The 24,417-nt window shown below is 38.2% G+C and carries 19 protein-coding genes and 2 rRNA genes; 7 read left to right on the forward strand and 14 right to left on the reverse strand.

The features are described 5' to 3' along the window. Positions 1–4: 4 nt before the first annotated feature. From E4N78_RS12945 to E4N78_RS12980, 8 genes are all read right to left on the reverse strand, one after another. Positions 5–820: a hypothetical protein gene (locus tag E4N78_RS12945; RefSeq protein ID WP_255810952.1), complete on the reverse strand. Its 816-nt coding sequence runs from the start codon at positions 818–820 to the stop codon at positions 5–7. A gap of 69 nt (positions 821–889) precedes the next feature. After that, positions 890–2,986: a methyl-accepting chemotaxis protein gene (locus E4N78_RS12950; RefSeq protein WP_255810953.1), complete on the reverse strand. Its 2,097-nt coding sequence runs from the start codon at positions 2,984–2,986 to the stop codon at positions 890–892. 330 nt (positions 2,987–3,316) lie between these two features. Further along, positions 3,317–4,054: a DUF4469 domain-containing protein gene (locus tag E4N78_RS12955; RefSeq protein ID WP_255810954.1), complete on the reverse strand. Its 738-nt coding sequence runs from the start codon at positions 4,052–4,054 to the stop codon at positions 3,317–3,319. Next, entirely contained in the window at positions 4,047–4,520 is a 474-nt protein-coding gene (locus tag E4N78_RS12960) for a hypothetical protein (RefSeq protein WP_255810955.1), read from the reverse strand. Before E4N78_RS12960 ends, E4N78_RS12955 begins: the two co-directional genes overlap by 8 nt. Before the next feature lie 71 nt (positions 4,521–4,591). Further along, entirely contained in the window at positions 4,592–5,635 is a 1,044-nt protein-coding gene (gene cbiG / locus E4N78_RS12965) for a cobalt-precorrin 5A hydrolase (protein WP_255810956.1), read from the reverse strand. Further along, positions 5,632–6,381 (reverse strand): precorrin-4 C(11)-methyltransferase, encoded by a 750-nt coding sequence (gene cobM, locus E4N78_RS12970; protein WP_255810957.1) that lies wholly within the window; start codon positions 6,379–6,381, stop codon positions 5,632–5,634. Before cobM ends, cbiG begins: the two co-directional genes overlap by 4 nt. Positions 6,382–6,500: 119 nt before the next feature. After that, complete coding sequence (locus E4N78_RS12975; RefSeq protein WP_255810958.1) at positions 6,501–6,890, reverse strand: HEPN domain-containing protein; 390 nt, start codon at positions 6,888–6,890, stop codon at positions 6,501–6,503. Beyond that, positions 6,883–7,194 (reverse strand): nucleotidyltransferase family protein, encoded by a 312-nt coding sequence (locus E4N78_RS12980; protein WP_253696220.1) that lies wholly within the window; start codon positions 7,192–7,194, stop codon positions 6,883–6,885. Before E4N78_RS12980 ends, E4N78_RS12975 begins: the two co-directional genes overlap by 8 nt. A gap of 134 nt (positions 7,195–7,328) precedes the next feature. Between E4N78_RS12980 and E4N78_RS12985 the strand changes: the two genes are divergently transcribed. The 4 genes from E4N78_RS12985 to E4N78_RS13000 are packed head-to-tail and all read left to right on the forward strand — an operon-like array spanning position 7,329 to position 10,394. Beyond that, positions 7,329–8,084 (forward strand): ParA family protein, encoded by a 756-nt coding sequence (locus E4N78_RS12985; RefSeq protein ID WP_255810959.1) that lies wholly within the window; start codon positions 7,329–7,331, stop codon positions 8,082–8,084. Next, positions 8,077–8,976, forward strand: a complete 900-nt coding sequence (locus tag E4N78_RS12990) for a ParB/RepB/Spo0J family partition protein (RefSeq protein ID WP_255810960.1) — start codon at positions 8,077–8,079, stop codon at positions 8,974–8,976. Before E4N78_RS12985 ends, E4N78_RS12990 begins: the two co-directional genes overlap by 8 nt. A gap of 33 nt (positions 8,977–9,009) precedes the next feature. Further along, positions 9,010–9,594, forward strand: coding sequence for a hypothetical protein (locus E4N78_RS12995; RefSeq protein WP_255810961.1), 585 nt, complete (start codon positions 9,010–9,012; stop codon positions 9,592–9,594). After that, on the forward strand, positions 9,594–10,394 hold the full coding sequence (locus E4N78_RS13000) for a TIGR02757 family protein (RefSeq protein WP_255810962.1): 801 nt from the start codon (positions 9,594–9,596) through the stop codon (positions 10,392–10,394). The genes E4N78_RS12995 and E4N78_RS13000 overlap by 1 nt, the downstream gene beginning before the upstream one ends. Here E4N78_RS13000 and E4N78_RS13005 read toward each other — a convergent pair. After that, positions 10,370–11,287, reverse strand: coding sequence for a nucleotidyltransferase family protein (locus tag E4N78_RS13005; protein ID WP_255810963.1), 918 nt, complete (start codon positions 11,285–11,287; stop codon positions 10,370–10,372). The genes E4N78_RS13000 and E4N78_RS13005 overlap by 25 nt on opposite strands. A gap of 158 nt (positions 11,288–11,445) precedes the next feature. Here E4N78_RS13005 and E4N78_RS13010 point away from each other — a divergent pair, with 158 nt between their 5' ends. The 3 genes from E4N78_RS13010 to E4N78_RS13020 are packed head-to-tail and all read left to right on the forward strand — an operon-like array spanning position 11,446 to position 15,046. After that, entirely contained in the window at positions 11,446–13,329 is a 1,884-nt protein-coding gene (locus E4N78_RS13010; protein WP_255810964.1) for a hypothetical protein, read from the forward strand. A 3-nt stretch (positions 13,330–13,332) separates the two neighbouring features. Further along, entirely contained in the window at positions 13,333–14,271 is a 939-nt protein-coding gene (locus E4N78_RS13015; RefSeq protein ID WP_255810965.1) for a permease, read from the forward strand. Positions 14,272–14,278: 7 nt separating this feature from the next. Then, entirely contained in the window at positions 14,279–15,046 is a 768-nt protein-coding gene (locus E4N78_RS13020) for a TIGR03943 family putative permease subunit (protein ID WP_255810966.1), read from the forward strand. Positions 15,047–15,063: 17 nt separating this feature from the next. Here the strand turns inward: E4N78_RS13020 and E4N78_RS13025 are convergent, their stop codons facing one another. The 5 genes from E4N78_RS13025 to E4N78_RS13045 all read right to left on the reverse strand — a co-directional run bounded on the left by E4N78_RS13025 (position 15,064) and on the right by E4N78_RS13045 (position 24,330). After that, entirely contained in the window at positions 15,064–16,032 is a 969-nt protein-coding gene (locus tag E4N78_RS13025; RefSeq protein ID WP_255810967.1) for an AAA family ATPase, read from the reverse strand. A 45-nt stretch (positions 16,033–16,077) separates the two neighbouring features. Beyond that, positions 16,078–19,794: a transglutaminase domain-containing protein gene (locus E4N78_RS13030; protein ID WP_255810968.1), complete on the reverse strand. Its 3,717-nt coding sequence runs from the start codon at positions 19,792–19,794 to the stop codon at positions 16,078–16,080. Further along, a complete protein-coding gene (locus E4N78_RS13035; RefSeq protein ID WP_255810969.1) occupies positions 19,778–21,076 on the reverse strand; it encodes a DUF58 domain-containing protein in 1,299 nt (432 codons plus the stop codon). Before E4N78_RS13035 ends, E4N78_RS13030 begins: the two co-directional genes overlap by 17 nt. A gap of 68 nt (positions 21,077–21,144) precedes the next feature. After that, positions 21,145–21,256: ribosomal RNA gene (rrf, locus tag E4N78_RS13040) — 5S ribosomal RNA — on the reverse strand. 112 nt (positions 21,257–21,368) lie between these two features. Then, positions 21,369–24,330 (reverse strand): 23S ribosomal RNA (locus tag E4N78_RS13045). Between the last annotated feature and the right edge of the window lie 87 nt (positions 24,331–24,417).

Genomic DNA, 24,417 nt, shown 5'->3' on the forward strand with positions numbered 1-24,417 from the left:
CGTATTAAAAATGTAAAATTTCATTTCGATGTTTTATTCCTAAAAGAGATAAATTCTTTTCAAGGCTGATACTTTTATCATAATTATCTTTTAGGTCAATCAAAAATCTATTCATCGAAAAGTGCTGATAAAGATAAATTTGCGGTTCTTTTTTATCCGCATATAAATTCTTCATCTCATTTGCATAGGCATAAAATAAGCCGCCTGGCTTAAGCTCGCTGTAGCCCACAAGCCAAATTGGGCAGTCCAGTTTTTTTTGAAGCTCAGCCGTTTTTTGGGCCGTAAAGATTTGAGATTCTTCATAGAATTTTTTAAAAGAACCGTCCGCATCTTTTTTTAAAATATAATCGAGCTGCTTTGTCTTTGCCGTATGAATGGGCGTTTTGTTTAGGATAATAACATTTTTTCTAAAATCGATTCCGAACGAGGGATTTTTTTTAAAAAAGTTATCTGCAATCTTTCCTGCAAGGCCCACAAGATATTTTTGATTTTTATGCAGCTGTTCATTTTTCCCCGGATTATCGCCTATAACGATGAGCTTAATTTCATCATCTTGGGTTATCGAATCCCAAGCATGATTATACACAATCGGAGTTTCTACAGGATAGGGAGGCGTTTTACCCGCCAGAGCTGCCTCTTCTTGCAGCACAGCCAAGCCCTCTCTAAAGAATGAAGCATTCTCTTTTTTAAAAGATTGGGCGGCATAGTTTTCTAAAGAAGGTTCCTTATATTTATACCCTAAAATATCAAGGTAATGAATACACTCGTTTTTATACTCGCTTTTAAATTTACAAAAAGCATTCCATTTATCTTTTTCCATCGGCAGGATATTATATCAGATTATCTATGATTTTGAAAAGAGGAGTTTAAAATGAGAATAACGACCGGTTTACACTTTAAATTTGCTAACTTCTTCCGCAAGTTTTTGGATGCTGGTCTTATTCTTTTGGCTTATCTCATTTACATCTTGTACGGCATTGCTAATCTGCACGGCACCCGAAGCCATTTCGTTCATGCTGTCGGTGATAATGCGTGTAAGCTCGTCCAGCTTTTGCATTTCCAGAGCTACGTTTTCGCCGCCGCGGAGCATTTCGGCAGAGCCGTCATTTACCTGATTAGTTACCGTGTTGATGTCGCGGATGGCATTGAGAACTTCGCGGCTGCCGTTTTCCTGTTCACGCATAGCTTCCATAAGGTTTTGGCTCATCGTTTTGACCTGCTCGGAAAGGGCGAAGATGGCATTGAACTTTTCTTCTGCCGTTTTTGACGAGGTTGAAAGAGCCTCAATCTCGCCGGAGAGGACTTTAAGGGTAGAAGTGATTGTTTTTCCCTGAGTGCTTGATTCTTCTGCGAGCTTACGGATTTCATCTGCGACGACCGCAAAGCCCTTTCCTGCTTCGCCTGCGTGGGCGGCTTCGATTGCGGCGTTCATTGCGAGCAAGTTGGTTTGGCTGGCGATGTGCTGAATAACATTACTGGCTTCCAAAAGTCCGCCCGATTCTTCTGCAATACGCTGGGTAACAGAGTTTGAATTAACTATCGTTTCCTTACCGTCGGCTGTGGCGGAAGCGAGAGTTTTTATAACATCATCGGTTTTGCCGAGTGTCTGTGTGATTGATGCGATATTGCCGACCATCTGCTCGATAGCCGAAGAAGATTCCGCAACGGAAGCTGCCTGATTTTCAATACTCCCGTTAAGCTGTTTTATGGTACGGATAATTTCTTCGATGGTGGCGGCCGTTTCCGTAACGCTTGCGGCTTGGCTAAGAGCCTGTTGTTTTACCCCGTCGATGTTTGCACTTATTTGGTGTACGGCACTCGCGGTTTCGGTCATATTGGAAGCAAGCTCGGTGCCGATTTCTTCCATCGTGTTTGAGTTGACACCGACTTGCTTGATAGAAATACCGATTTTAGAAATGGTTTCGTTGAGGTGTTCAAACATACAGGTAATTTCATTGTTGCCGCGTACGGGCAGACGCACCGTGAAGTCCCCGTGTGCAATCTTCTCCAGTACGGGAATGGAATTTTGAACCGGTCTTACCATTACACGGGCAATAAAATAAACAATTACGAGGGAAATAAGCAAAATAGAAATAGCGGTAATAATTATCGAAATACGCAAAGTATTGACCATACCCATAAATTCATCTTGGGGGGCATCTATGATGATTGTCCAGTCGGTTGTTTTCATTGTGGCATAGGAGGCAATAACAGTTTCTCCTTTGTATTCGTAATAGCCGACGGAGGGCTCATCAATCTCTACTGCCATTTTTTGAAAAGCAGCCAATTCTCGAAGCGAGGCATCCGTTTTTGCCATTTCTGCTGCATTCGCTGCTTTTGTTACAAGTTCTGTATTTTTGTGAGCAATTGTGTTGCCTGTTTCTCCCAAAATATAACAGTAGCCCGTTTGACCGACAACGATGTCGTCAATAGCGTCGGTCAGCCAAATTCCGGGAATAATGGCGACTAAAGATGCAATATGATTGTTGTTGTTATCTATAACGGGAACAATGACCGCCATAACCAGCCTTTTCAGAATGGGCGACATAAAAGGTTCGGAAAAATACTTTTGTCCGCCGTTGGAGCCTTTATACCATGCAAGGTTTGAAATATCCGTTGCTCTGCCGTCGCTGGTATACAGCAATCCTTTGCGGTCGGCAATATTCAAGTCAAGAATTTGATCATTGAATGCCGCTTCGTTGTCGAGCAGGCGGCTTTTTTCGCTGTACGATATGGTCGGGTCGCGGAACGCCGGCATACGCGCAATCCCTTCAAGGAACTGCCAAAATGCATTGACCCGTCCGTCAATAATTTCCGCCGTATCGGTTGCTTTGTCGATAAGGTGTATCTGTACCTTTTCGGTTATTGCTTTGCTCGCCGTACGCACAGCTAAAATTCCAAGTGTCAGACAGACTGCAAGAATAAGCAATCCGAATACCAGCATCAGTTCGGTTCTCAATGAACCCCTTTTTTTCTCTTTTTTCATTAAAGGAAATCTCCTCTTTTAGGGGGAGGGACAAACCCCCGTTCAGAGCGGTGGTTGTTTCCCTCCCCCTATGACCCCCTCCCTTTTCCTCGCACAGCCAAAGGGCTCCGCCCTTTGGAATCCCGGCTAGTTTAAGATTTGGGGGATTCTATGTGTTTTATTGGATTGAATTGTCTCAATCCGAAAGGACTGCACTTTGTCGCGGCAAACGCGAGGTGTATTGCCGCTCGCCCGTGTGCGGTTTATCCACTCGTCCGAGTGGGCAGAACACACTCACCTTAGTGTGGGGTACCCACTCGCTCGAGTGTGAGGTACCCACAAAAAGCAGTTTTATGCTTTTGCTTCACACGAATAGCCGTAGATAATTTCGCGTACGGTTTTTAACGGACTTGCACCGCCTGTAAACTTTGTGCGTACTATTACCGTTACGTTTCCTTCAGGTACTTCTTTGGGTACGCGGGCGATGATTTGGCTCGGCAGGTTGACCGAAAGGCGGCGTTCGGTTTTGTACTCTGTGCCGTCGGCGGTTTTAAAGAAAACTCCTTGAGCAGCGTCTTTTTCGTCCACCTTGATTTTCTCGCCTTCGATGATGATGTCATCTCCTATCGTTAGCGTACCGTCTTTTAAGCCTGTGGCCGTGTCGGTAATTTCGGTAATACGGGCACTTTCTTCTTTTGCACCCAGCACTTTTACACCGATTGCTTCAAGGGCGGTTCTCAGGTCGGCGGTGGGGATAAGGTCAACCGTGCGTTTGTGCACTTTTTCGTCGTAAGGCGAATTTTCAGTTTCCCATACACCCGACACACGGGGACTTATCTGCACCAAGCCGTCCATAAAGCTTAAGCCCTGTTCAATCAGGTCTTTTACGGCCTTATCTCTCATATTGAGAATGTTCATAATGGTTTCCTTGCGGAACTCTGAGCGTTCTTTGGTGATGATTTCCGCAATGTCTTCGTTCCTCTGCGTAGCGGCATGTGCATGAACATCAGCTATGCAGTCCCTGTCGTTGTCTTTGGTTAAGGTATTCGGTCTTAAATACACTTCCCAAACCGATTTCTTTTTAGCCATAAAACCTCCATGTTAGGGGGAGGGACAAACCCCCGTTCAGAGCGGTGGTTGTTTCCCTCCCCCTATGACCCCCTCCCTTTTCCTCGCGCTGCCAAAGGGGACACCCCTTTGGAAACCCCGGTTTTTCAAAGGGAAGGTCTTGTGTTTTGGATTGAATTGTCCCAATTCCTAAGACATGCTGATTATTTCTTTGCGAAGTTGAGCGAAGCTCAGCGCTCTGCGTGCCTTGCGGTTTTTTATGTGAGTAAATTTGTTTGTGTTTGATTGTAAATTTATTTGGGCACAGGAACCCCTCAGCTGTGAAGCTGTGAAGCTGTGAAGCTGTGAAGCTGTGAAGCTGTGAAGCTGTGAAGCTGTGAAGCTGTGAATTTTGTCCGATACGATACTTTATGTCAAGTACTTTTGCAAAACTTTTTTGCTCTTTTTTGTAAAGCCGATAAGTTTTACCGTTTTCTCTCTTTAACATAGTAACAGTATACAGGATTAAAGCCTGAATTTCAAGGGTTGTTGTAAGAACTTCTTCAATCGTTTTTAGTTTTAACTCATGCTCTCCGCAACCGAAACGGTTACACCCTCGTGTTTAAACTTATCTAAAATTATTTTGCCGCCGAGGAGAAAGGCGGAAGGGGCCGAAACATTGTAAACTCCGACGGTCTTTTTTACAAACTCGGACTTTTCAAAATTATCTTCTATTTGTTCTATTTGGCTTTCAGAAAAAAAGACGGGGCTTATTTTTAATTCTTTTGCAAACTCAAGCAAGCCTTTTTCGTTTTGTTTTAAGTCTATCGAAGCTATCGCTTTAACAGCCTTTAAATCCTTGTTTATTGAATCGAGGGCTTTTTTTACCGCCTCGGCAAGGGTCTCTTTATCCACTCCTTTTTTTAAGCCTATCCCTAAGTTTAAATTTTTAGGCACCAAGTGAACGATGGGCAAAGACCGGCTTAAAGCCGATATGGTTTCTCTTTTTTTATTTGAAACGATGATAAGACCTTCAAGTTTTTTTTCTTCGATTAAAGCCTTAAAATGCGAATTAAAATCTTTCTCTTGTAAAATAAAAAGATGGGGATAATTTATCGGTGCCGCCTTATCTTCGGAACAAAAGCCTATAGTTTTTCCATCTACCATAAGGGAGGTAATTATCTTTGCATCTTCCATAGATAAAATAGCATAATTGTTTTTTTGAGCAAACAAGTCGACGGCTTCTATATTCCGGCCGTCGGAAGCCGTTGTAATTACACTCACTGCCCCGAGCAGCTTTGCAATTTTTTCGGTAAGAGCATTAGCCCCGCCCAAGTGCCCCGACAAAAGCGAAATTACAAAACGGCCTAAATCATCGATTACAAGCACCGCAGGGTCTTGGGTTTTATCCTTTATATAATCCTTTATCATTCGGACGGCAATACCTGTAGAAGAAATAAAGATGAGAGCATCCCGATTTTTAAAATCATCGGGAATAAGGGAGCGGATTCCTCCGGCTGTTTTTGCATTATAAAAATGCTCGATTTGTGAATTCAGGTCCGATAATTTTTCTCCCAAGAGCTTCCCTTTTTCGGTGAAGGAATAAACTGCTATTTTTTTCATTTTTCCGCTTTTCTAAATTCGAGAGAAAATTTAGAATTGTAAAGCTGAGACCTTTTATAATCTCCCGCAATAAAATTCCCTACCAAGATTTGTGCCGTTTTGTTTATACCGGCCTTCTTCACTTTTTGAGCAATATCGCTGAGGGTACCTATTATTATTTCTTGATCTTCCCAAGTCGCCTTGTAAATTACGGCAGCGGGGGTAGCTTCATCCTTATAGCCTTTAAGAAGTTCTGCAACTACATTTTCTATATTTTGCACCGACAAAAAAATCGCCATCGAGGCCTTATGTTCTGCAAGAGCTGCCAGCTTTTCCTCCTGAGGAACGGGTGTGCGGCCTTCCATGCGGGTTAGAATAATTGTCTGGCTTACATCGGGAAGGGTGAACTCTTTTTTGATTGCCGCCGCCGCCGCCGTACATGAACTCACGCCCGGGATAACCTCATAGTCTATCCTAAGTTTATCAAGCTCATCCATCTGCTCCCTGACAGCCCCATAGATTGAAGGGTCGCCGGTGTGAAGCCTCACAATCTGCGCATTGCGGTTTTCCTCCATAACTTTGATAACTTCTTCAAGAGTCATTGAAGCCGAATTATAAGTTTTACAGTTAGGCTTTGCAAACGTGAGATGCTCCGCTGAAACCAAAGAGCCTGCATAAATAATTATATCGGCTTTTTCAATCAGCTTACGCCCTTTTATCGTAATTAAATCCGGATCTCCCGGACCTGCCCCTACAAAATAAACCATACTATTCCTTTTAAAATAAACCTTCCTTTTTTGTTTTTATAAGAATTATTCTACTATTCTTTAAAGGGCTGTGTCAAGGTTATGTAATTTTTTATAAGAGAATTTCTAAGACTCTATTTTTAGATGGCATCAACAGCACCTTCTACCCATTTTTTTAATCTGTATGCCGAATCTATAGCATATTTTGTATCATTATCGTCTACATAAACCTCTTGCGGATATCGGCTTCTTACACTATAAGGATTGAGAATTGCACATATTTTCAAAATATTAATTGGAACATTGATGCTGTTTTTTATCAATTTCGCCAGTACAAGTAAATCATGTGTCTTTTGAATTTCTTCATTTAGCCCTATAAGCAAACCTTTTAAAAATTTTTCCGAAGCTTGCTGGCAATGATAACAGATAATAGTTAAAGGCCTGGGATGCATATTTTCATATAAATGTTTTGCACAAGCAAAATCCATGTTTGCAAAATCAAACCATTCTTTAACCGCTTCATCATTCATAAATAACAACTCCATCCTGTGCAACAAGTCTTTCAAGTGTAGGCATTTTACTTCTTTTTTCAAATACCGCAGCAGTATTAACAACAATATCAACAGGCTTTGTGTCCATATCTATCAGAGATAAATAGGCTTTCTGCGCCGAATGTAATACATTCTTAGTATCATCAGGCATTATAAGATAAAAATCGTAATCACTGTCTTCAGTAAAAGAATCTTTAGCATATGATCCGAATAATATTATTTTTTGAGGTTTAACAGCTTCTAAAAATCTATCTCGAATTTCAAAGATTTCCTTATTTATCATAATACTTCCCCATTTAGATAATTCTAACATGATATTATAAAATTTTCAATTCATTATTTATTCTAATACCTAGAAAATCGTTAAGCCTAAAAACCCCTTACATAAATATTAAAAATCATGTATAATGAAGCATTATGGGAAAAACATTTGTTTTTGTAAACCAAAAGGGCGGGGTCGGGAAGACGACTTCCGTAATTAATTTGGGTGCTTACATCGCACTGACAGGAAAAAAGACTCTTCTAATAGACTTTGACCCTCAAGGGAATATGTCTTCCGGTGTCGGTATTCAAAAAAAGCGGCCGACCGTTTATGAGGCCCTTGCCCAAAAGACCTCAATAAAAAATACCATCTACCCTACAACGGTAAAAAACTTATCGGCAATCCCGGCTTCAATAGACCTTTCGGGAGCAACGGTAGAGCTTGTAGATGAAGCCGACAGGGAATTCTATCTTAAAAATATTATAGAAAGCGTAAAAAACGAATACGATTATATCTTAATCGACTGCCCCCCGTCTTTAGGTATCTTAACCTTAAACGGACTCACAGCAGCCGATCAAGTGTACATACCGCTCCAATGCGAATATTTTGCTCTTGAAGGTTTAACCCTTCTTTTGCAGACAGTTCAAAGGGTACAGCAAAGCCTTAATCCTTCTCTTGAAATAGGCGGAATATTTTTTACCATGTTCGACTCAAGAACCAATCTTGCTCAAGAAGTTGTACAGCAGGTATCCTCATATTTTAAAGACAAGGTTTTTTCGACCATTGTTCCGCGGAATGTAAGACTATCCGAAGCCCCCTCACATGGAGTTCCGATTTGCAATTATGATGCAAAATGTACGGGAGCAAGGAGTTACGAAAAACTTGCAGATGAGGTACTGAACCGTGGCTAAAAAATCGGCATTAGGAAGGGGCCTTAATGCCCTCTTGGAAGAACAACCGGCAAATCAGATAGTGGAATCACTGAATGTTTCCGAAGACTCAATTATCAATATTGACCCTAAACTGCTGCAGCCGAATCCATATCAGCCCCGAAAAACCTTTGATGAAGAAAAAATAAGCGAGCTTGCAGAATCAATAAAAGAACACGGAATAATTCAGCCGATTGTAGCCGAAAAACATGAGGACAAGGGTTATTTTATAATAGCCGGAGAAAGGCGCACAAGAGCGGCCATCAGCTTAGGCTTGGAAACGGTTCCGGTAATCCTACGCAGCTTTGAAGAAAAAAAGAAACTGGAAGTAGCCCTTATCGAAAACATTCAGCGGGAAGATCTAAACGCAGTCGATGAAGCCCTTGCCTACCAAGAGATTATGGAACTTGCAGCCATAAACCAAGAAGAACTTGCAAAGAGAGTCGGCAAAAGCAGGTCGGCGATTACAAACAGTTTAAGAATATTAAAGCTGCCGGAAGAAATGAAAGATGCTTTGCGGGTAAATAAAATAACGGCTGGTCATGCACGTTCTCTACTATCAATAGTAAATCCTGCCGATCAAAAAATTCTTTTTTCAAGAATTTTAGAATCGGAACTATCGGTACGCGAAGCCGAGTCAATGGCAGCCGATCTTAATTCTGGAATCGGCCGCATAACAAAAAAACAAAAAAAAGAAACACAATCACTTTCTACGGATAGTTTTGAATTAAGAGATATTGAACAGCAGTTTATAAACTCCTTAGGGACAAAGGTTCAAATAAAGGGAAACTTAAAAAAAGGAGTTGTCGAAATATCATACTTTTCAAAAGATGATTTGGACATGCTATATAAAAAGATAAATTCGGAAACTTAGGCTTCCTGCAAAAAGGTTTTATTGGAGGGTGATATGGCAAAGAAAACAAGTGAAACAAAAACTACAAAAAAGGCTAAGACACCGGCAAAAGCCGCTGCAAAAAAAACGGCAAAGACCCCGGCTAAAAAAACTATTTCCGCCTATAAACAATCGGCTGCCGAAAAAAAACTCGTTACCGAATTAGCGGAGCTCACAAAGCAAATGGATGCTGAAGGCCTCTTATTTTTGATAGAACAGGCTCGCGTTCATTTATATAATATGCAGGTGGAAGCTCTTGAAGAAGACTTGCAGGCAATAGAAGAAAAAAGAGCCAAAACCGTCAGCATAAAAAAAGCACAGCCTAAAAAAGATTTTAGGATTGAAAGAGCAAGCGACGGTTCCGTTTATCACATAATAAGCGGCGGAAAATGGAAGCTGATCAATGCAGATGAACTTTTCAGTATTTTAAAAATCGTAAATGCAAAACTGGATGATAATGAGATAAGGCTCAACCTTATTCACTGGTTTTTTAAAGAGAGGGGCGATTTTGTTTCCGATCTGGGACTTGCAGATACCCATGATCCCCGATGGTTGGACCTTATTAAACTTTTAAAAACAAATTTTAAGATAAAGATATAATGAGCACCCAATTTAAAGATCTAAAAAAAACACTTGATGCTCTTGTAGTAAAATACGAAAAACCGGCCTTTATACCTGCCGATCCTATAAGTATTCCGCACCGTTTTTCTAAAAAAGAAGACATAGAAATTTCAGGCTTTTTTGTTTCCATTTTTGCATGGGGAAACAGAACCGCCATCTTAAAAAGTGCGGATAAACTGATGGACATTTTACACAATCAGCCTCACGCATTTTTAACTCAAAGCACACCGGCTCAACTAAAAATAATAAACACTTTTTATCACCGCACCCTAAACGGAGAAGACAGCCTCGCCATAGCAAAGGCTATAAGACGCATTTATTTATCGGGTTCGAATTTTGAAGAATTATTTAAAGCTAAAAATCAGGATGAGCCTTTGATAAGCAGGATGAGCCGATTTAGAAAAGAATTTATCAAAAACATGGATCCGCATAATACAAAGCATATAGCCGATATGGAAGGCGGTTCTGCAGCAAAAAGACTGAACATGTTTTTACGCTGGATGGTAAGGTCTAAGGATAAGGGGGTCGATTTCGGTTTATGGAAAAGCGTTAAACCGTCTGAGCTCTATCTCCCTTTGGACGTTCACTGTGCCCGAAGGGGAAGAGCTCTAGGCCTTTTAACCCGAAAACAAAACGACCGCAAAGCCGTAGAAGAAATAACGGAACGCCTCAGGGAATTTTGTCCCGAAGATCCTGCAAAATATGACTTTGCTCTTTTTGGCCCCGAAGTCGAAAAGGCCTTGGCGGAAAGAAATTACCTCCACAGGAATTCGGGATAGTAGCCTTCTTTTACCTTATTTTCAAGTTCTTTTTTAACAATTTCTCTGTCTTCGGGATAGGTCATTCCGAACCATCTTTCGGTGGTAGTATAAACCTTAACCTTACCTAAGCCCTTTTTCATCATTGCACCTACACCTTCAGGCAAAAGACATTCGGCTTTTTCACTTTCTGCATATTTATGGATAAAGTCTTTAAAATACTCATTCATAAAATCGAAAATTTTAGGAGAGAAACCGAATAGATTCATCGAGACGGTTTCCTTTCCTGAAAATTCAATGCTCTTTCCATCATACTCGGAAATAATCTTTTCGACCGAACCTTCTTTTTTGTACGCAATATCCTTATGCTCGGTTATTCCGATAAGGTAACCGTTTCCGACTTGGCAGACCCCTCTTGAAACGGAACCGGATCGGCTCAAGGTTTTATCCAAGATATAACCGACCATAGCATGTTCCGTGGAATCATTTGACAGGGTTGAAAGATGGGTTGCTATCGTTTTATAAGCCGAGCGGCCGTAGTAGTCATCGGCATTTATAACGGCAAAGGGCTCGTTTATCTTTAACTCCGCAGACAAAATAGCATGAGCTGTTCCCCAAGGTTTTTTCCGATTGACAGCTCTTTTTATTTGCTCATCGGTCAAAAACCCGTCCATAGATTGGAATACATAATCGGCATTGCAATTGCGTGCAATTCTATTAAAAAAACGCTCTCTAAAATCGTTTTCAATATCTTCCCTAATTATAAAAACAACCTTTCCAAAGCCGTTATTCATAGCGTCATAAACGGCATAGTCCAATAAGGTTTCATCATGCCTTCCGACAGCGGCTATTTGTTTTACACCTCCATATCGGCTGCCCATTCCGGCAGCTAGAACTAAAAGAGTTGGTTTCATAAATAAACCTCCTATTTAAAGTAAATTTTATTAAGTTCTTATAAAATCAATAACAATATTTATAGTATCATATAATCATAATAAATTAAAGACAGTAAAACAAATAAAAAATAAGCTTTTTAAGACTTGAAATCTTAAAAAAGATTGTGTATAATACAATGATGACTATTTATACGGATTTACTGCACTTATTACGAATGTTTTCTTTGCGTAGAAACAGTGCGCTGGTAACTTTAATACCTTTTCAAGACTATCTCCACCGATATGCAAAACACTATTTGCAGCAAAAACCGGAATTGGCCGTACATCTTGAAATTTCAACAGAAACACTTTTAAGCGAATTAAAGAAAGTTCAATCTGATGGGGATATTGATATCACAACAGATAAATCCAATACAACAACTATTTTTGTTCCGTATTTTTATGTCGACAATATAGCACGCCAATATGCAAATCTTGAGCAGCATCCTGATATTCCTTTTCCTCTATTATCGGATCTTCCAAGGAATTTCCCGGGCAAACTTCTAAAAGCTATAAGCATTTCAGACCAAATAGCCGCCTTAAAACCGGAGTCAAAGGAAAATACATTCTTATATGCATTAAACTATAATGGAGATATACCGGCGCTGATCTTTCCCGGTTCTTATACAACAGATAAAATATTAAGTCTTTCCTTGGATAAGATAAAACTTTTTTTGATGAAAGATGAAAGCCGGGATTATATGCAAAAAAGACTGATGGTTGCAAATCCGGGCAAAGAATTTACCGTTAAAACATTTATATCTAAAATACTGGCACACAGTGTAAATACTTTCCAAAATATTAAAGAATCAGGTGATAACTATATATTATGGGGACAGCTTTGTGCTTTTATAAAACAAGAATTTGCCAAAAAAAATGAAAAACTCCCCGATGAAATTGCCTTACTTCAAGCAGTCGGTATTTTAGAATACCTTAATAATTATTACCGTAATAAAGCTCAAAAAGATATTCAGACGGATACCGCTCTAAAAAATCTACTTCTAGCTTTTCAAAAGGCTCCATATTATTTTACTATGAAGCAGATAACTCAATTTACCGACTCAAGAGGAGTTCCGTTACTTGGCCAGTATGATGAAGAAACCTTGCAGAATTTTATGAAAGAAAAAACTTCGACTTCAGAAAAATATATAATTCCGGATATTTTGACATTTACTAATTCTTCAAATGAGCGTTTTTACTTAATTACCGAAAAAGCAGTTCCGCTTTTAATATCTCTTATAAATGAAGCAAGAAAGCCTGTAAGAGATGTATGTATCAAGAAATGGCATGATATGCTTTTTAACTTTGAACAAGACGAATCTATGAAAAACGATACGGCTTTCAGTTATTTAATAAAGGAAATAACGGCTGAAACGGCTCCTGATTTATACGGACTTCTAACTGCGTCCTTCATTGTACCGATAATTGCAGATCCGCGCCTAAACGAAATACAGGCAATGGAAATAAATAGGATATTTCCGGCAGGCAAACCTGCTGCCTACCACGAGATTTTAATGCTCAACCGATATGAGATTTTAAGTGATACCAAGATTCTTCTTCCATTCTGGTACACTATACCGATAATATCATCAATAATCGCATTTTTTAAAAGAAAGCGTAAAAAACAGCCTCAGACCTCAACACAAAAAGAAAAACATCAGCCTGCTCCCAATAAAAAACCTAAGCTCAAGTTAAAAGATGTTGCCGAAAAAATAAGCTTGGAATTCATTCCCGAAGGAAGAACATTGGATCAAACACTGGAAAAGTATTTGGATGAATGGAATCAAACTCTTGGACAACCTATAAGGGAAAATCTGACAGAAGACGTAAATGCATTAATTAGAGATTATTTGAGAGGTGTATATAGAACTATTTCCGTAATGAGTTTTACATCCGAAAGGGTCCGAGGCCTTGCACAAACGTTGATTGAATCACCCGGCCTCATAAAAATAAAAAATCGAAAAGCTTTACAAAATTATGTTGAACTATATATTCTAAAATTGATATCACAATATTTTTAGTTTATGAATAATTTTATAATTGCAGCCAATACGGTTTTTTTAAGCATTCTTCTGCAAGCTTTTCCGTTTATGCTTTTAGGAATACTCATATCTTCTATTCTGCATGTTTTTATTTCGGCTAACTTTATAATAAAAGCCTTTCCAAATAAATACGGACTTGGATTTTTAACCGCTATTTTCGGAGGATTGGTGCTTCCTGTATGTGAATGTGCAACCGTACCGATTATAACAGGTCTTATAAAGAAAGGCGTTGCAATGCCTATAGCAATAACTTTTATGCTTGCAGCGCCAATTTTAAATCCTATATCGGTAATGGCCACCCTATATGCTTTTCCTGAAAATCCACTAATAGCTTTATATAGGGTACTATTCGGCATAGTAACAGCCTCATCAATAGGGCTCTTACTTTTAGTCTATCCTAAAACAGGGTATTTAAAGGAAAACATAGAAGACGATTCTCATAATTGCTCTTCTTGCAGTCATTGTACCGAATCTTCTATGAAAGGCCATAACTTCGGTAAGACATCTTTTATTAAAAATATTAATGAAATGTTTTTGCACAGCGGAACGGAATTTTTTAATGTCGGCCCTTATTTGATATTGGGAGCAATTATAACGGCTCTCATTCGTGCAGGAATTCCCAGTAATTTTTTTGGGGGATTTAAAGAATCTCATTCTTTACCGGCAATGCTTATTATGATGTTGTTTGCTTTTATATTTTCGGCTTGTTCCACCTCTGATGCTTTTATCGCAAGAAGCTTTTATGGCAACTTTTCAGTATTTTCAATCATGGGTTTTTTAGTATATGGCCCTATGATGGATATAAAAAATATTTTTATGCTTCTATCCGTATTAAAAAAAAGGTTTGTAATAGAACTTGTTATAATCATAACTGTTATGAATATAATATTTATAAGCGCAATGGGCTCTATATTTTTTTAGGAAGAATATGAAAAAAAATATTACAAATATATCTATTGAAAAGATTATACAGGCAGGGATATTATTTATAATCTCATTTATATTTATCTATGCAGTTATTTCAAAACAAGCCCTACTGTATGTGCATGTACGGCATACAGGTATAATTGTTTTTTCTGCTATAGTATTTTTTATTATAGGAATTCTTACAATACGGGATGCTTTTAATGTTAAATATCATACCCATTCAAAAAGGAAAAAGCCTTTGCACTTAATATATTTTTTGATTCCGATTCTGCTTGTACTCATTATTCCGCATAAGCCTATAACAGCAGGATCTCTCGCATTTAATGGAGATATTCTTTCATTTCAAAAACCAAAAGATGAAAATACATCTAATTTTAAATCAGGACGGTTTTTGGAACTCGAAAACGGTTTTATAGTTATGGATGATAATACATTCGGACGCTGGCTTCCGGAATTATATTTAAATTTGGATTCGTGGATAGACAAAAAGATAAAAATTGAAGGCGCCGTTTGGAAAAACCCTGAAGTTTTAACTGAAAATGAATTTGCCATAGGAAGAATGTTAATGGTTTGCTGTGCAGCCGATATGCAGCCGGCAGGAATTATTGCTCAATGGTCTAAATCCGATGAACTTAAAGAGGATGACTGGATCCGCGTTACCGGAACAATTTCCAAAACAGAGTATGAAGGTAATTTTGAACCGCTCATTCTCGTAAGTGAAGTAGAAACTATAAAGCGGCCTTCTTTAGAATATGTTTATCCTTTTTAGAAATAAAATAAGTATCTTTAACTTTGTTTCGACCAATCCGTTTTTTTATCCATTCTATGTAAAACTTCGCTTGTAATTTCCGATATTATTTCCTTTCCATCACAATGCCTATCTTTAAATATACACCTATGAGCAAGCACATGAGGTGCTATTAATCCCAGATCTTTATCTTCAATCCAGTATCTCTCATTAGAAAGAGCTATCGTTTTTGCAAGATGTAAGAACTGTAAAGAGGCTCTTGGAGAAGCGCCTAGTTTTATATCGGGATGACATCTTGTTGCATTACAAATATCTATCACAGCTTTTTGTAAAGCATGATGACAATAAACATTTTTTTGCTCTTCACGGGAGGCGATTATATCTTCGGAGCTTATTATAGGAAAAAGGTTTACAAGCGCTGTAAGTCCTGAATTCCCTTTGAGTATCTCAATAGCGGCTTCATCATCGGGATAACCTATGGAAAGAGACACCATAAAACGGTCAAGCTGAGCAGGAGGCAGGGGATATGTACCCAATGTTTCTACCGGATTTTGAGTAGCCGCTGTAAAAAACAAATCACCTAAACGGTAAGTTGTTCCGCCGGCAGAAACTTGCCTTTCTTCCATTACTTCAAGAAGAGCCGCTTGAACTTTAGGCGGAGTTCTGTTTAACTCGTCAGCTAAAAAAATATCACAAAAGACCGGGCCTTTCATAAATTCAAACTTTTGAGATTGAACATTAAATACATCAACACCTGTAATATCATAAGGCAATAAGTCAGGAGTACATTGAATTCTTTTAAATTCAGCAGCTTCTCCGGAGTCTTTTTTTATTAATTTAGCTAAAGCTTTTACCATGGTAGTTTTCCCTACACCGGGAATATCATCGAGGAGCACATGCCCTCCCGTCAAAAATGATGAAATAAAAAGACGAATCACCTGACTCTTTCCCTTTATAACTAATCCTATGTTTTTGCTAAGCTCATCTATTATGGTTTTTGTATTCATATCAATAGTATAACCGAAAACATAATTTTGTCTATATCGCAACTCTTATAACTTAAAAGTAAAAATATTTTTAACTAAATCATTAATCGCTTTTTTAAAATTATTTTTATCCGGTTTTTCGATTCGAATATTTTCACTATATAAAAGGGCACCATTTTTATCGGTTAATTTAAAAGCTATCATTTTATCAGAATATTTTAAGTAAAGAGAAAACTTGGAGTTTTCATCTTCAAAAAATCTGGAAGAGTCTATCAGTTTTTTTATTTTGTGCTCTCGAATTTGTATCTTTTCACTCTTATCGATTTCTATCCGTATTTTAACGGGCATTCTAATATCATACTCCAAAAAACCGGCAGGATTAATATCAAAAAGAGATTCCAAGTAAAGAAAATAAAGCTGGGAAGAATACTTTTTTGCAATTTTAACTCCCATACCGTATAAATCCTTGAGTAAACTTTTCTCCCATTCAGGATCCATTTTTAAAATACCTTCATTTAAAACTCTCAGATCGTTTTCAATAAGACCTCTTTCTGCAAGATAAGAACCTCTACTTTGCGGAATAAAATTAGTTTCTATCTCTTCAGATCTTTTAAGGTATTTTAAAGCTTTTTTCCCCTTATCCTTAAAGGCCCGATAATAATAAGTATTTGTATAAAGGATATATGTAGCATCGCTTAAATAAGGAGCATCATGTTGTTTATATTCATTTGCGACATTTAATGAGTATATTCTATAAACAGAATCATAATATTTATATTTTATCTTATATTTTATTCTATCATTTAAATTTTTTACCCGGTCAAAGAAACCTATAGTTAATCTTCTTTTTTCAAGATTATATTTACGGACATATAATTCTTTTTTTAGTTTATAAAGATTACTTTTAAATTCATATACACTTAAACCATAATTTGAAATCCAATCCTCACCGATATTATCAAGTTCATTTAAAATATATCGCTCAGCTTTATCTATATGACCTGTTTCCATAAAAACATTTATAATGCTTAGCATCGCAAGAGGCGTGTCATCAATAGCGGCAGCAGAAAGATAAGCAGCTAAAGCCTGTGAAAAATTATTTCTTCGTTCCTCCAGCTCCCCTATCATCATATAACTTGAATTACGCTCTTCCATATCCAATGCAGCTCTTGCATCCTCAATTGCATTATCGAATCTATAAAATTGACTTTCTAAAATTGCTTTATTGTAATAATAGATAGAGGCTGAATATGTTCTATTTTGTTCTTTAGCTTCCTTGATAGCTTTTAAATAACACTCCCTGGACTTTGTATAATCAAAAACTTCATTATATAAAGTCGCCAAAGAATTATAAACCGATAGATGCCCGCCATAACGATCTATATTTTCCAATAAGAAATTAATCCCTTCAGTGCTTTTATGACACTTAAAACATAACCAACCGTAAGAGGCCGCTGCAAAGCGATCATACGGAATCAAGTCTAAATAATTTTTGATATACTTCATTGCTTCCTCATATTTATTTAATGCAGAAGCGCAATTTGAAAGATAAAGCAAAATACTGCTGTTTCCAGGATTAATTATTTGTCCTTTTTTTAATATACGATATGCAATCTTATATAATTTTTTATCATGATAAATTTCTCCAAGCTTAAAAAATAATTTATCATTTTGAGGGAATTTTTTTATTCCATCCTGTAAAAATTCCAATGCTTTCTCCCAATTTTCAGATTCAACAGCTTTATCAGCTGCAAGAATAATATCATCTGCGTTTTCTGCAAATAGAATACATGAAGAGAAAGCAATCATCAAAAACATAATTAGTTTTTTTGTTCTGCTCTTTAAAATACTTTTTGCTGCTTTAGCATCATCGATTGTACAGTCAGGAGCGAATTTAGCCTTTTGCATTAGAAGATTCATTTTTTCCGACGCTTCAGAGTTTTCTCTTCGTTTATTAAATATACTTCCTGCTGTAAGTACAATCTTTCTATTATTTTTAGAAAATTTTAATATTAAATAAGGTTTAAGCTTGTATATAATCAAGAATAAAATTAAAGTAAAAATTATAATAATTCCGGCTAAAGAAAAATGTTTTTGGAAAAACTGTCTTATATAGGCTGAAATATTAGAAGTATTTTTTTCCGTTTCAATAATTTCACTGATTTTAATTTCATTACGGTTTTCTAAAATCTCACTCAAAAGAGAATTAAATTCCTCGCCGCCGGCACTCATACCAAAGTTAAGATTTTCCCCTTCCGCCAATTGGGAAGTTGTAGGATCAAAACTGACCCAGCCTATAAACGGAAAAAAAACCTCAACCCATGCATGTGCCATATTTGCTCTAACCGGATAATAGTTCATAATTTCCGATTCAGGTTGAACAAAAAAACCTACAGCCACACGGGACGGGATTCCTAAACTTCTCAACATCAGCGCATAAGAAAAAGCAAAATAGGTACAATACCCCTTTTTTGTTTCATTAAAAAAATATTTTAATTGGTTACCGTCAGGAGCCTTCCCCGGCTTTAATGAATAACGAAAATCGCCTTCAGCAAGATAGTCTTGTAAAGCAAGAATTTTATCCAAGTATTCAGGAATATTTTCAGTGATTTCTACAGCTTTTTTATGAACAAGCTTAAATGTTTCATCATCAATAGCGGTATAAAAATCCAGATCTTGCTTTGTCAATCCTTCTTCCTTTGAACCTGAGGGAAATGCATCTCCATAAAGATCTGCACCAAAATCAAATAAAGCCTCGCTTAAAACCTTATAGGCGCCATTAAACTTTGCTGTATCCCAAATTTCATATGGAATAACATGGGTAGGATAATCAATTGCTATAAATGATGATGGAGATAAATTCACAAAAAAATACTCCTGTTCAACTTGTTCTCTCATTGCAAATTTTAAATGAGGAATATCCTTTTTACCCTTAGGCAGATGAGTAAGTTGTACCCTTTCAGATGGAGCTTTTTTCTCATAAAAGCCCTTTGCCGAGTCCCAACCTGAAAGGTACATTCTTCTTAGCATATTGTTTGCAAAATTCCTATCAAAGTGAGCAACCAAAATCAAGTCATCACTCATTTTAATCTCACTCTGAAGTTTAAGATAATCGGAAAAATCAAATCTAAATAGAGTAGGTTGTAATAAACCTCCGTGATTGGCAGATGAAGCTTCATTATAATGTTTTAAAACAAAAAACATTATAAAAATAAAAAAAGGTAAAAAGAAGAAAAAAAATTTAAATTGTTTTTTTTCAAAATCAAAAGATAAAAAAACACGGGTAATTTCTGTTGCAGAAAAGATAAGTGAAAATAAAACTGCATATATCGGATATTCAAAAACCGAAAGAGAAAATCCGCCTTCATTCCAAAAGAAGAAAGCAAAAATTATAAAAAAAAGTATAGGCTCATAACGCCGATATTTTTCTTTTTTAAAAAATAGAATTGTAGACACTGAAATAAAAATAGTTTGTATAATTAAAAAAGGAAGAATAATTCCCATTCTTAAATATAAAACATCAAAGAGTTCTGCAGAAATTACTTTAAATAAGACTAAAAGCAAAGATAAAAAAATAAAAGTACTTATACATATCAAAATAATTGCTGAAGAAAGCTTTAGTTTTTTCTCTTCTGTTTTATAAGATAAAAAAATCAAAACAAGACCCCATATAGGGAGTACAAAAAAGGGCAAAATTTCAAACAAGTATAACCCTGGAATAATACTTAAAATTAAAACTGAAAATGTGCGCAAAACAAAGTTAAGATTATAGCGTGTAAACATAAAACCCTCCATTATGCAGTGCACTTTTTATCGTTAAAAGTTTGGCGTTCATTTGTTTTGATAAACTCTTGTCTTTCTTTTGATCCGGTGTATAAAATAAAAATGAATGTAAAAAATTTTTGGGCTCATCAATTATACTTTCAGGTCCCAGATAAAAGGCAGATTTATGATTAAGATTTTTAAATGTATAAAAAAGTTTTTCTAAGATTTTCTTATCCGATTGTACAGGCATAAAAAAATAAAGTAAACAAGTTTTCTCATTTTCGTCATTGAGCAAAAATGTGCTTTCAATCTTATTATGAGGTTCGAATAATTTATTTCCAATCTTAATTTGAGGAATCGAAAAAGGTTTTCGTATCAAATCTATGGATTCAAAATCATCCGGATAAATAATTTCAGAAGATAAAATTTTTTTTTCAGTATCGTAAAAACGGATATTAAAACTTATACCGTTTTTATATAAGTAAGCTGCAAAAGAAGCCGCTAGATTAACAAATTCATCAAATTTTCTTTTATAAAATTCAAAGTCTGTATTTACATGAGGCTCTTCAATGTAGATTGTAAAAAAATTTTGGGGAGGAGGAATGAAGTCTCCCTGTTTTACGGTGAGTTCCTCAGTATGCGCATAGAGTTTCCAATTAATTTTCCTAGTATCATCGCCGGGAATATAAGGCCGTGTATCATAAAGTTCATCATTCCGTCTAATATTTATTATATGATTTGATGTTTCATTTAAAATTTCAGGAAGAACAAAGTCTTTCATTTCGCTCAGCTCAGGATATAGAAAAATTCGCGGGATAGACGGACATTTTCTAAATAACTTAAAGGAAAAAAAACCGGCAATATCAGAAAGTTCAATATATTCATCTTTTAAAAGGAACCGGCCTCTATCTTTTTTGGGTAGATCAAAAAAGGCCTTTTCCTTTTGAAGTTTAATTCTAAAATTAAGAGATCTGCTTTTTTTATCATTCAAGTCGCTTAAAAAATTAAAAACATAAAAGACACAAATGACTTGCGAAATAAATCTAATTAAGATTATTTCTTTTTTTTCTTGTAAAGAGCTAATCTCTATTCGGCTTTTTTTTAGTTCTACTAAAAAATCTTTTTTTTTAAAGAAAAAAAATGAAAAAAAGAGCATAATAAATGAAAGCAAAAAGTAAAGGCATAAACAAACTCCGCAAACAAGAGCAAACAATTCACCTCTTAAAAATGCTCCTAAAAGCAAAGAAAAAGGAAAAACAATATAAACATATCCGGAAATTGTTAGTCGAAAAGCCTTCATATTGCTATACTATCATTTTTTAAAAAATAATGCAAGAAATCAAACAACTCTCCGCACGAATAAAAAAAGCCAGGCAGCATCCTACTTTCCCACTTGATCAGCAGTATCATCGGCGTAAGAGAGCTTGACTTCCGTGTTCGGGATGGGAACGGGTATTACCTCTCCACTATGGCCACCTGGCAATAAAAAACAAATTAAGGACTTAAAACTTAAAATAAGTTTTAAGTGTACTAAAAAAGAGAATGAAGAAAAAAGTTATCTTTATTTATGTATAGAAAAAAGAAACAATAATATGGTCAAGCCTCACGACTTATTAGTATTGGTCGGCTGAACACATTACTGTGCTTAGACCTCCAACCTATCAACCTTGTAGTGTGCAAGGAGTCTTTAGGAGGGTTAAACCCTCAGGGATACGTAGTCTTGAGGCGGGCTTCCCACTTAGATGCCTTCAGCGGTTATCCCTTCCGAACTTAGCTACCCGGCAATTACCCTTGGCAGGATAACCGGTACACCAGAGGTTCGTCCATTTCGGTCCTCTCGTACTAAAAACAGCTCCTCTCACGTATCCAACGCCCATAGCAGATAGGGACCGAACTGTCTCGCGACGTTCTGAACCCAGCTCACGTACCGCTTTAATTGGCGAACAGCCAAACCCTTGGGACCTGCTTCAGCCCCAGGATGCGATGAGCCGACATCGAGGTGCCAAACATTCCCGTCGATGTGAACTCTTGGGGAATATCAGCCTGTTATCCCCGGAGTACCTTTTATCCGTTAAGTGACGGCGCTTCCACTCGCTACCGCCAGATCATTAAGACCTACTTTCGTATCTGCTTGAGCTGTCACTCTCGCAGTTAAGCCTCCTTGTGCCTTTACACTCGCTGCGCCGATTTCCAACCGGCGTGAGGAGACCTTCGCGCACCTCCGTTACTCTTTAGGAGGCGACCGCCCCAGTCAAACCGCCTGCCTATCACTGTCCCGCTTCCGGTTTCACGGACAGCGGTTAGAAACCTGATTTATCAAGGGTGGTATTTCACTTTTCGGCTCCACCCAACCTAACGGTCAAGCTTCATAGCCTCCCACCTATTCTACACATGATAAACCAAGTCCCAATAATAAGTTGCGGTGAAGGTTCACGGGGTCTTTCCGTCTAACTATGGGTAACCGGCTTCTTTACCGGTATATAAATTTCACCGAGTCTCGCGTTGAGACAGTGCCCAGAATCGTTACACCATTCGTGCGGGTCGGAACTTACCCGACAAGGAATTTCGCTACCTTAGGACCGTTATAGTTACGGCCGCCGTTTACCGGGGCTTCAATTCAAAGCTTCACATTGCTGTTAACCTCTCCTCTTAACCTTCCGGCACCGGGCAGGTGTCACCACCTATACGTCCCATTGCTGGTTCGCAGATGGCTGTGTTTTTGATAAACAGTCGCCTGGGCCTGCTTTCTGCCACCCCCTCATCTTTAAAAAAAAGGAGGTCACACTTTTTCCGAAGTTACGTGTGCATTTTGCCGAATTCCTTAACGCGAGTTCTCTCGAGCGCCTTAGATTTCTCATCCCATCTACCTGTGTCGGTTTACGGTACGGTCTTTTATAACCTAACCTTAGACAGTATTTCCCGGCACCTTGATTACGCCCGCTTCGATCCACCGTAGTTTCACTCGCTGTCGCAGCTTACCTTGGACGACGGATTTGCCTATCATCCTTTATAACGGCTCGCTTACTTTGACCGGCATCCGTTAGCCGGCCGGGTTTCACCTCATGCGTCCTGCCATCGAAATTATAAAAGGTATCGGAATATGAACCGATTTCCCATCGACTACGACCTTCGTCCTCGTCTTAGGGGCCGACTTACCCTGGGGAGATTACCTTTACCCAGGAAACCTTAGATTTTCGGCGGGGAGGGATCTCACCTCCCTTTCGTTACTTATACCTGCATTCTCTTCCATCTCCTCCAGAAACCCTCGCGGGTTTTCCTTCATCAGTTAATGGAATGCTCCCCTACCGCCTTACACATAAAATCGTGTAAGACCCGTAGCTTCGGTATACTGCTTAGCCCCGTTACATTATCTGCGCATGGACACTCGACCAGTGAGCTGTTACGCACTCTTTAAAGGAATTGCTGCTTCTAAGCCAACCTCCTGGCTGTCTTTGTATCCACACTTCATTTCACACTCAAGCAGTATTTGGGGACCTTAGCTGACGGTCTGGGCTGTTTCCCTTTTGACTTGCGAACCTTAGCGCACGCAGTCTCACTCCCATACGTTGATTATCGGCATTCAGAGTTTAACTGGGTTTGGTAGGCTTTGACGCCCCCTAGTCCAACTAGTGCTTTACCTCCGATAATTTTATATGAGGCTGTCCCTAAAGGCATTTCGGGGAGAACCAGCTATTTCCGGGTTTGATTAGCCTTTCACTCCTAGTCACAAGTCATCCATACCTTTTTTAACAGATTATAGTTCGGTCCTCCACAAGGTTTTACCCTTGCTTCAACCTGCTCATGACTAGATCACTCCGGCTTCGGGTCTACGACATGCAACTATTCGCCCTATTAAGACTCGGTTTCCCTTAGGCTCCGGAACTTCTATTCCTTAACCTCGCTGCATATCGTAACTCGCAGGCTCATTCTACAAAAAGGCACGCTACCACCCTTTAAAAGGGCTGTAACATCTTGTTGGTTTACGGTTTCAGGTTCTATTTCACTCCCCTTACTGGGGTTCTTTTCACCTTTCCCTCACGGTACTTGTTCACTATCGGTAGCTAAGTAGTATTTAGCCTTGGATCGTGGTCGACCCGGTTTCCGACAGGGTTTCTCGTGCCCCGCCGTACTCAGGTACTGCATCAACAAGTCCGATTTATTTCGCTTACGGGGGGTTTCACCCTCTGCGCCAGGCTTTCCCAAAACCTTTCTGCTATAAATCGAATTTGTAACTTGTCGGTCCTACGCCGATGCAGCCCTTCAACTCCCTTTAAAGGGTTTAGGCTCCTCCAATTTCGCTCGCCGCTACTTTCGGAATCTCACTTGATTTCTTTTCCTTGAGTTACTTAGATGGTTCAGTTCACTCAGTATCGCTTTACCTCTCTATTTTATTCAAGAGCGTAATGTCAGTATCACTACTAACGGGTTACCCCATTCGGCTATTTCCGTATCACAGGATGTGTGCTCCTACACGGAACTTTTCGCAGCTTACCACGGCCTTCTTCGCCTCTTAGCTCCATAGGCATTCGCCATAAACCTGTTATTCGCTTGACCATATTATTGTCCCTTCTTTCTTTTATCTTTCGCTAAAAAAAAAGAAGTTTTTGTATTTTTTAAGTTTTCTTTTACACTGTAATGTTT

The organism is Treponema denticola (genome assembly GCF_024400535.1).
Taxonomy (GTDB): Bacteria; Spirochaetota; Spirochaetia; order Treponematales; family Treponemataceae; genus Treponema_B; species Treponema_B denticola_C.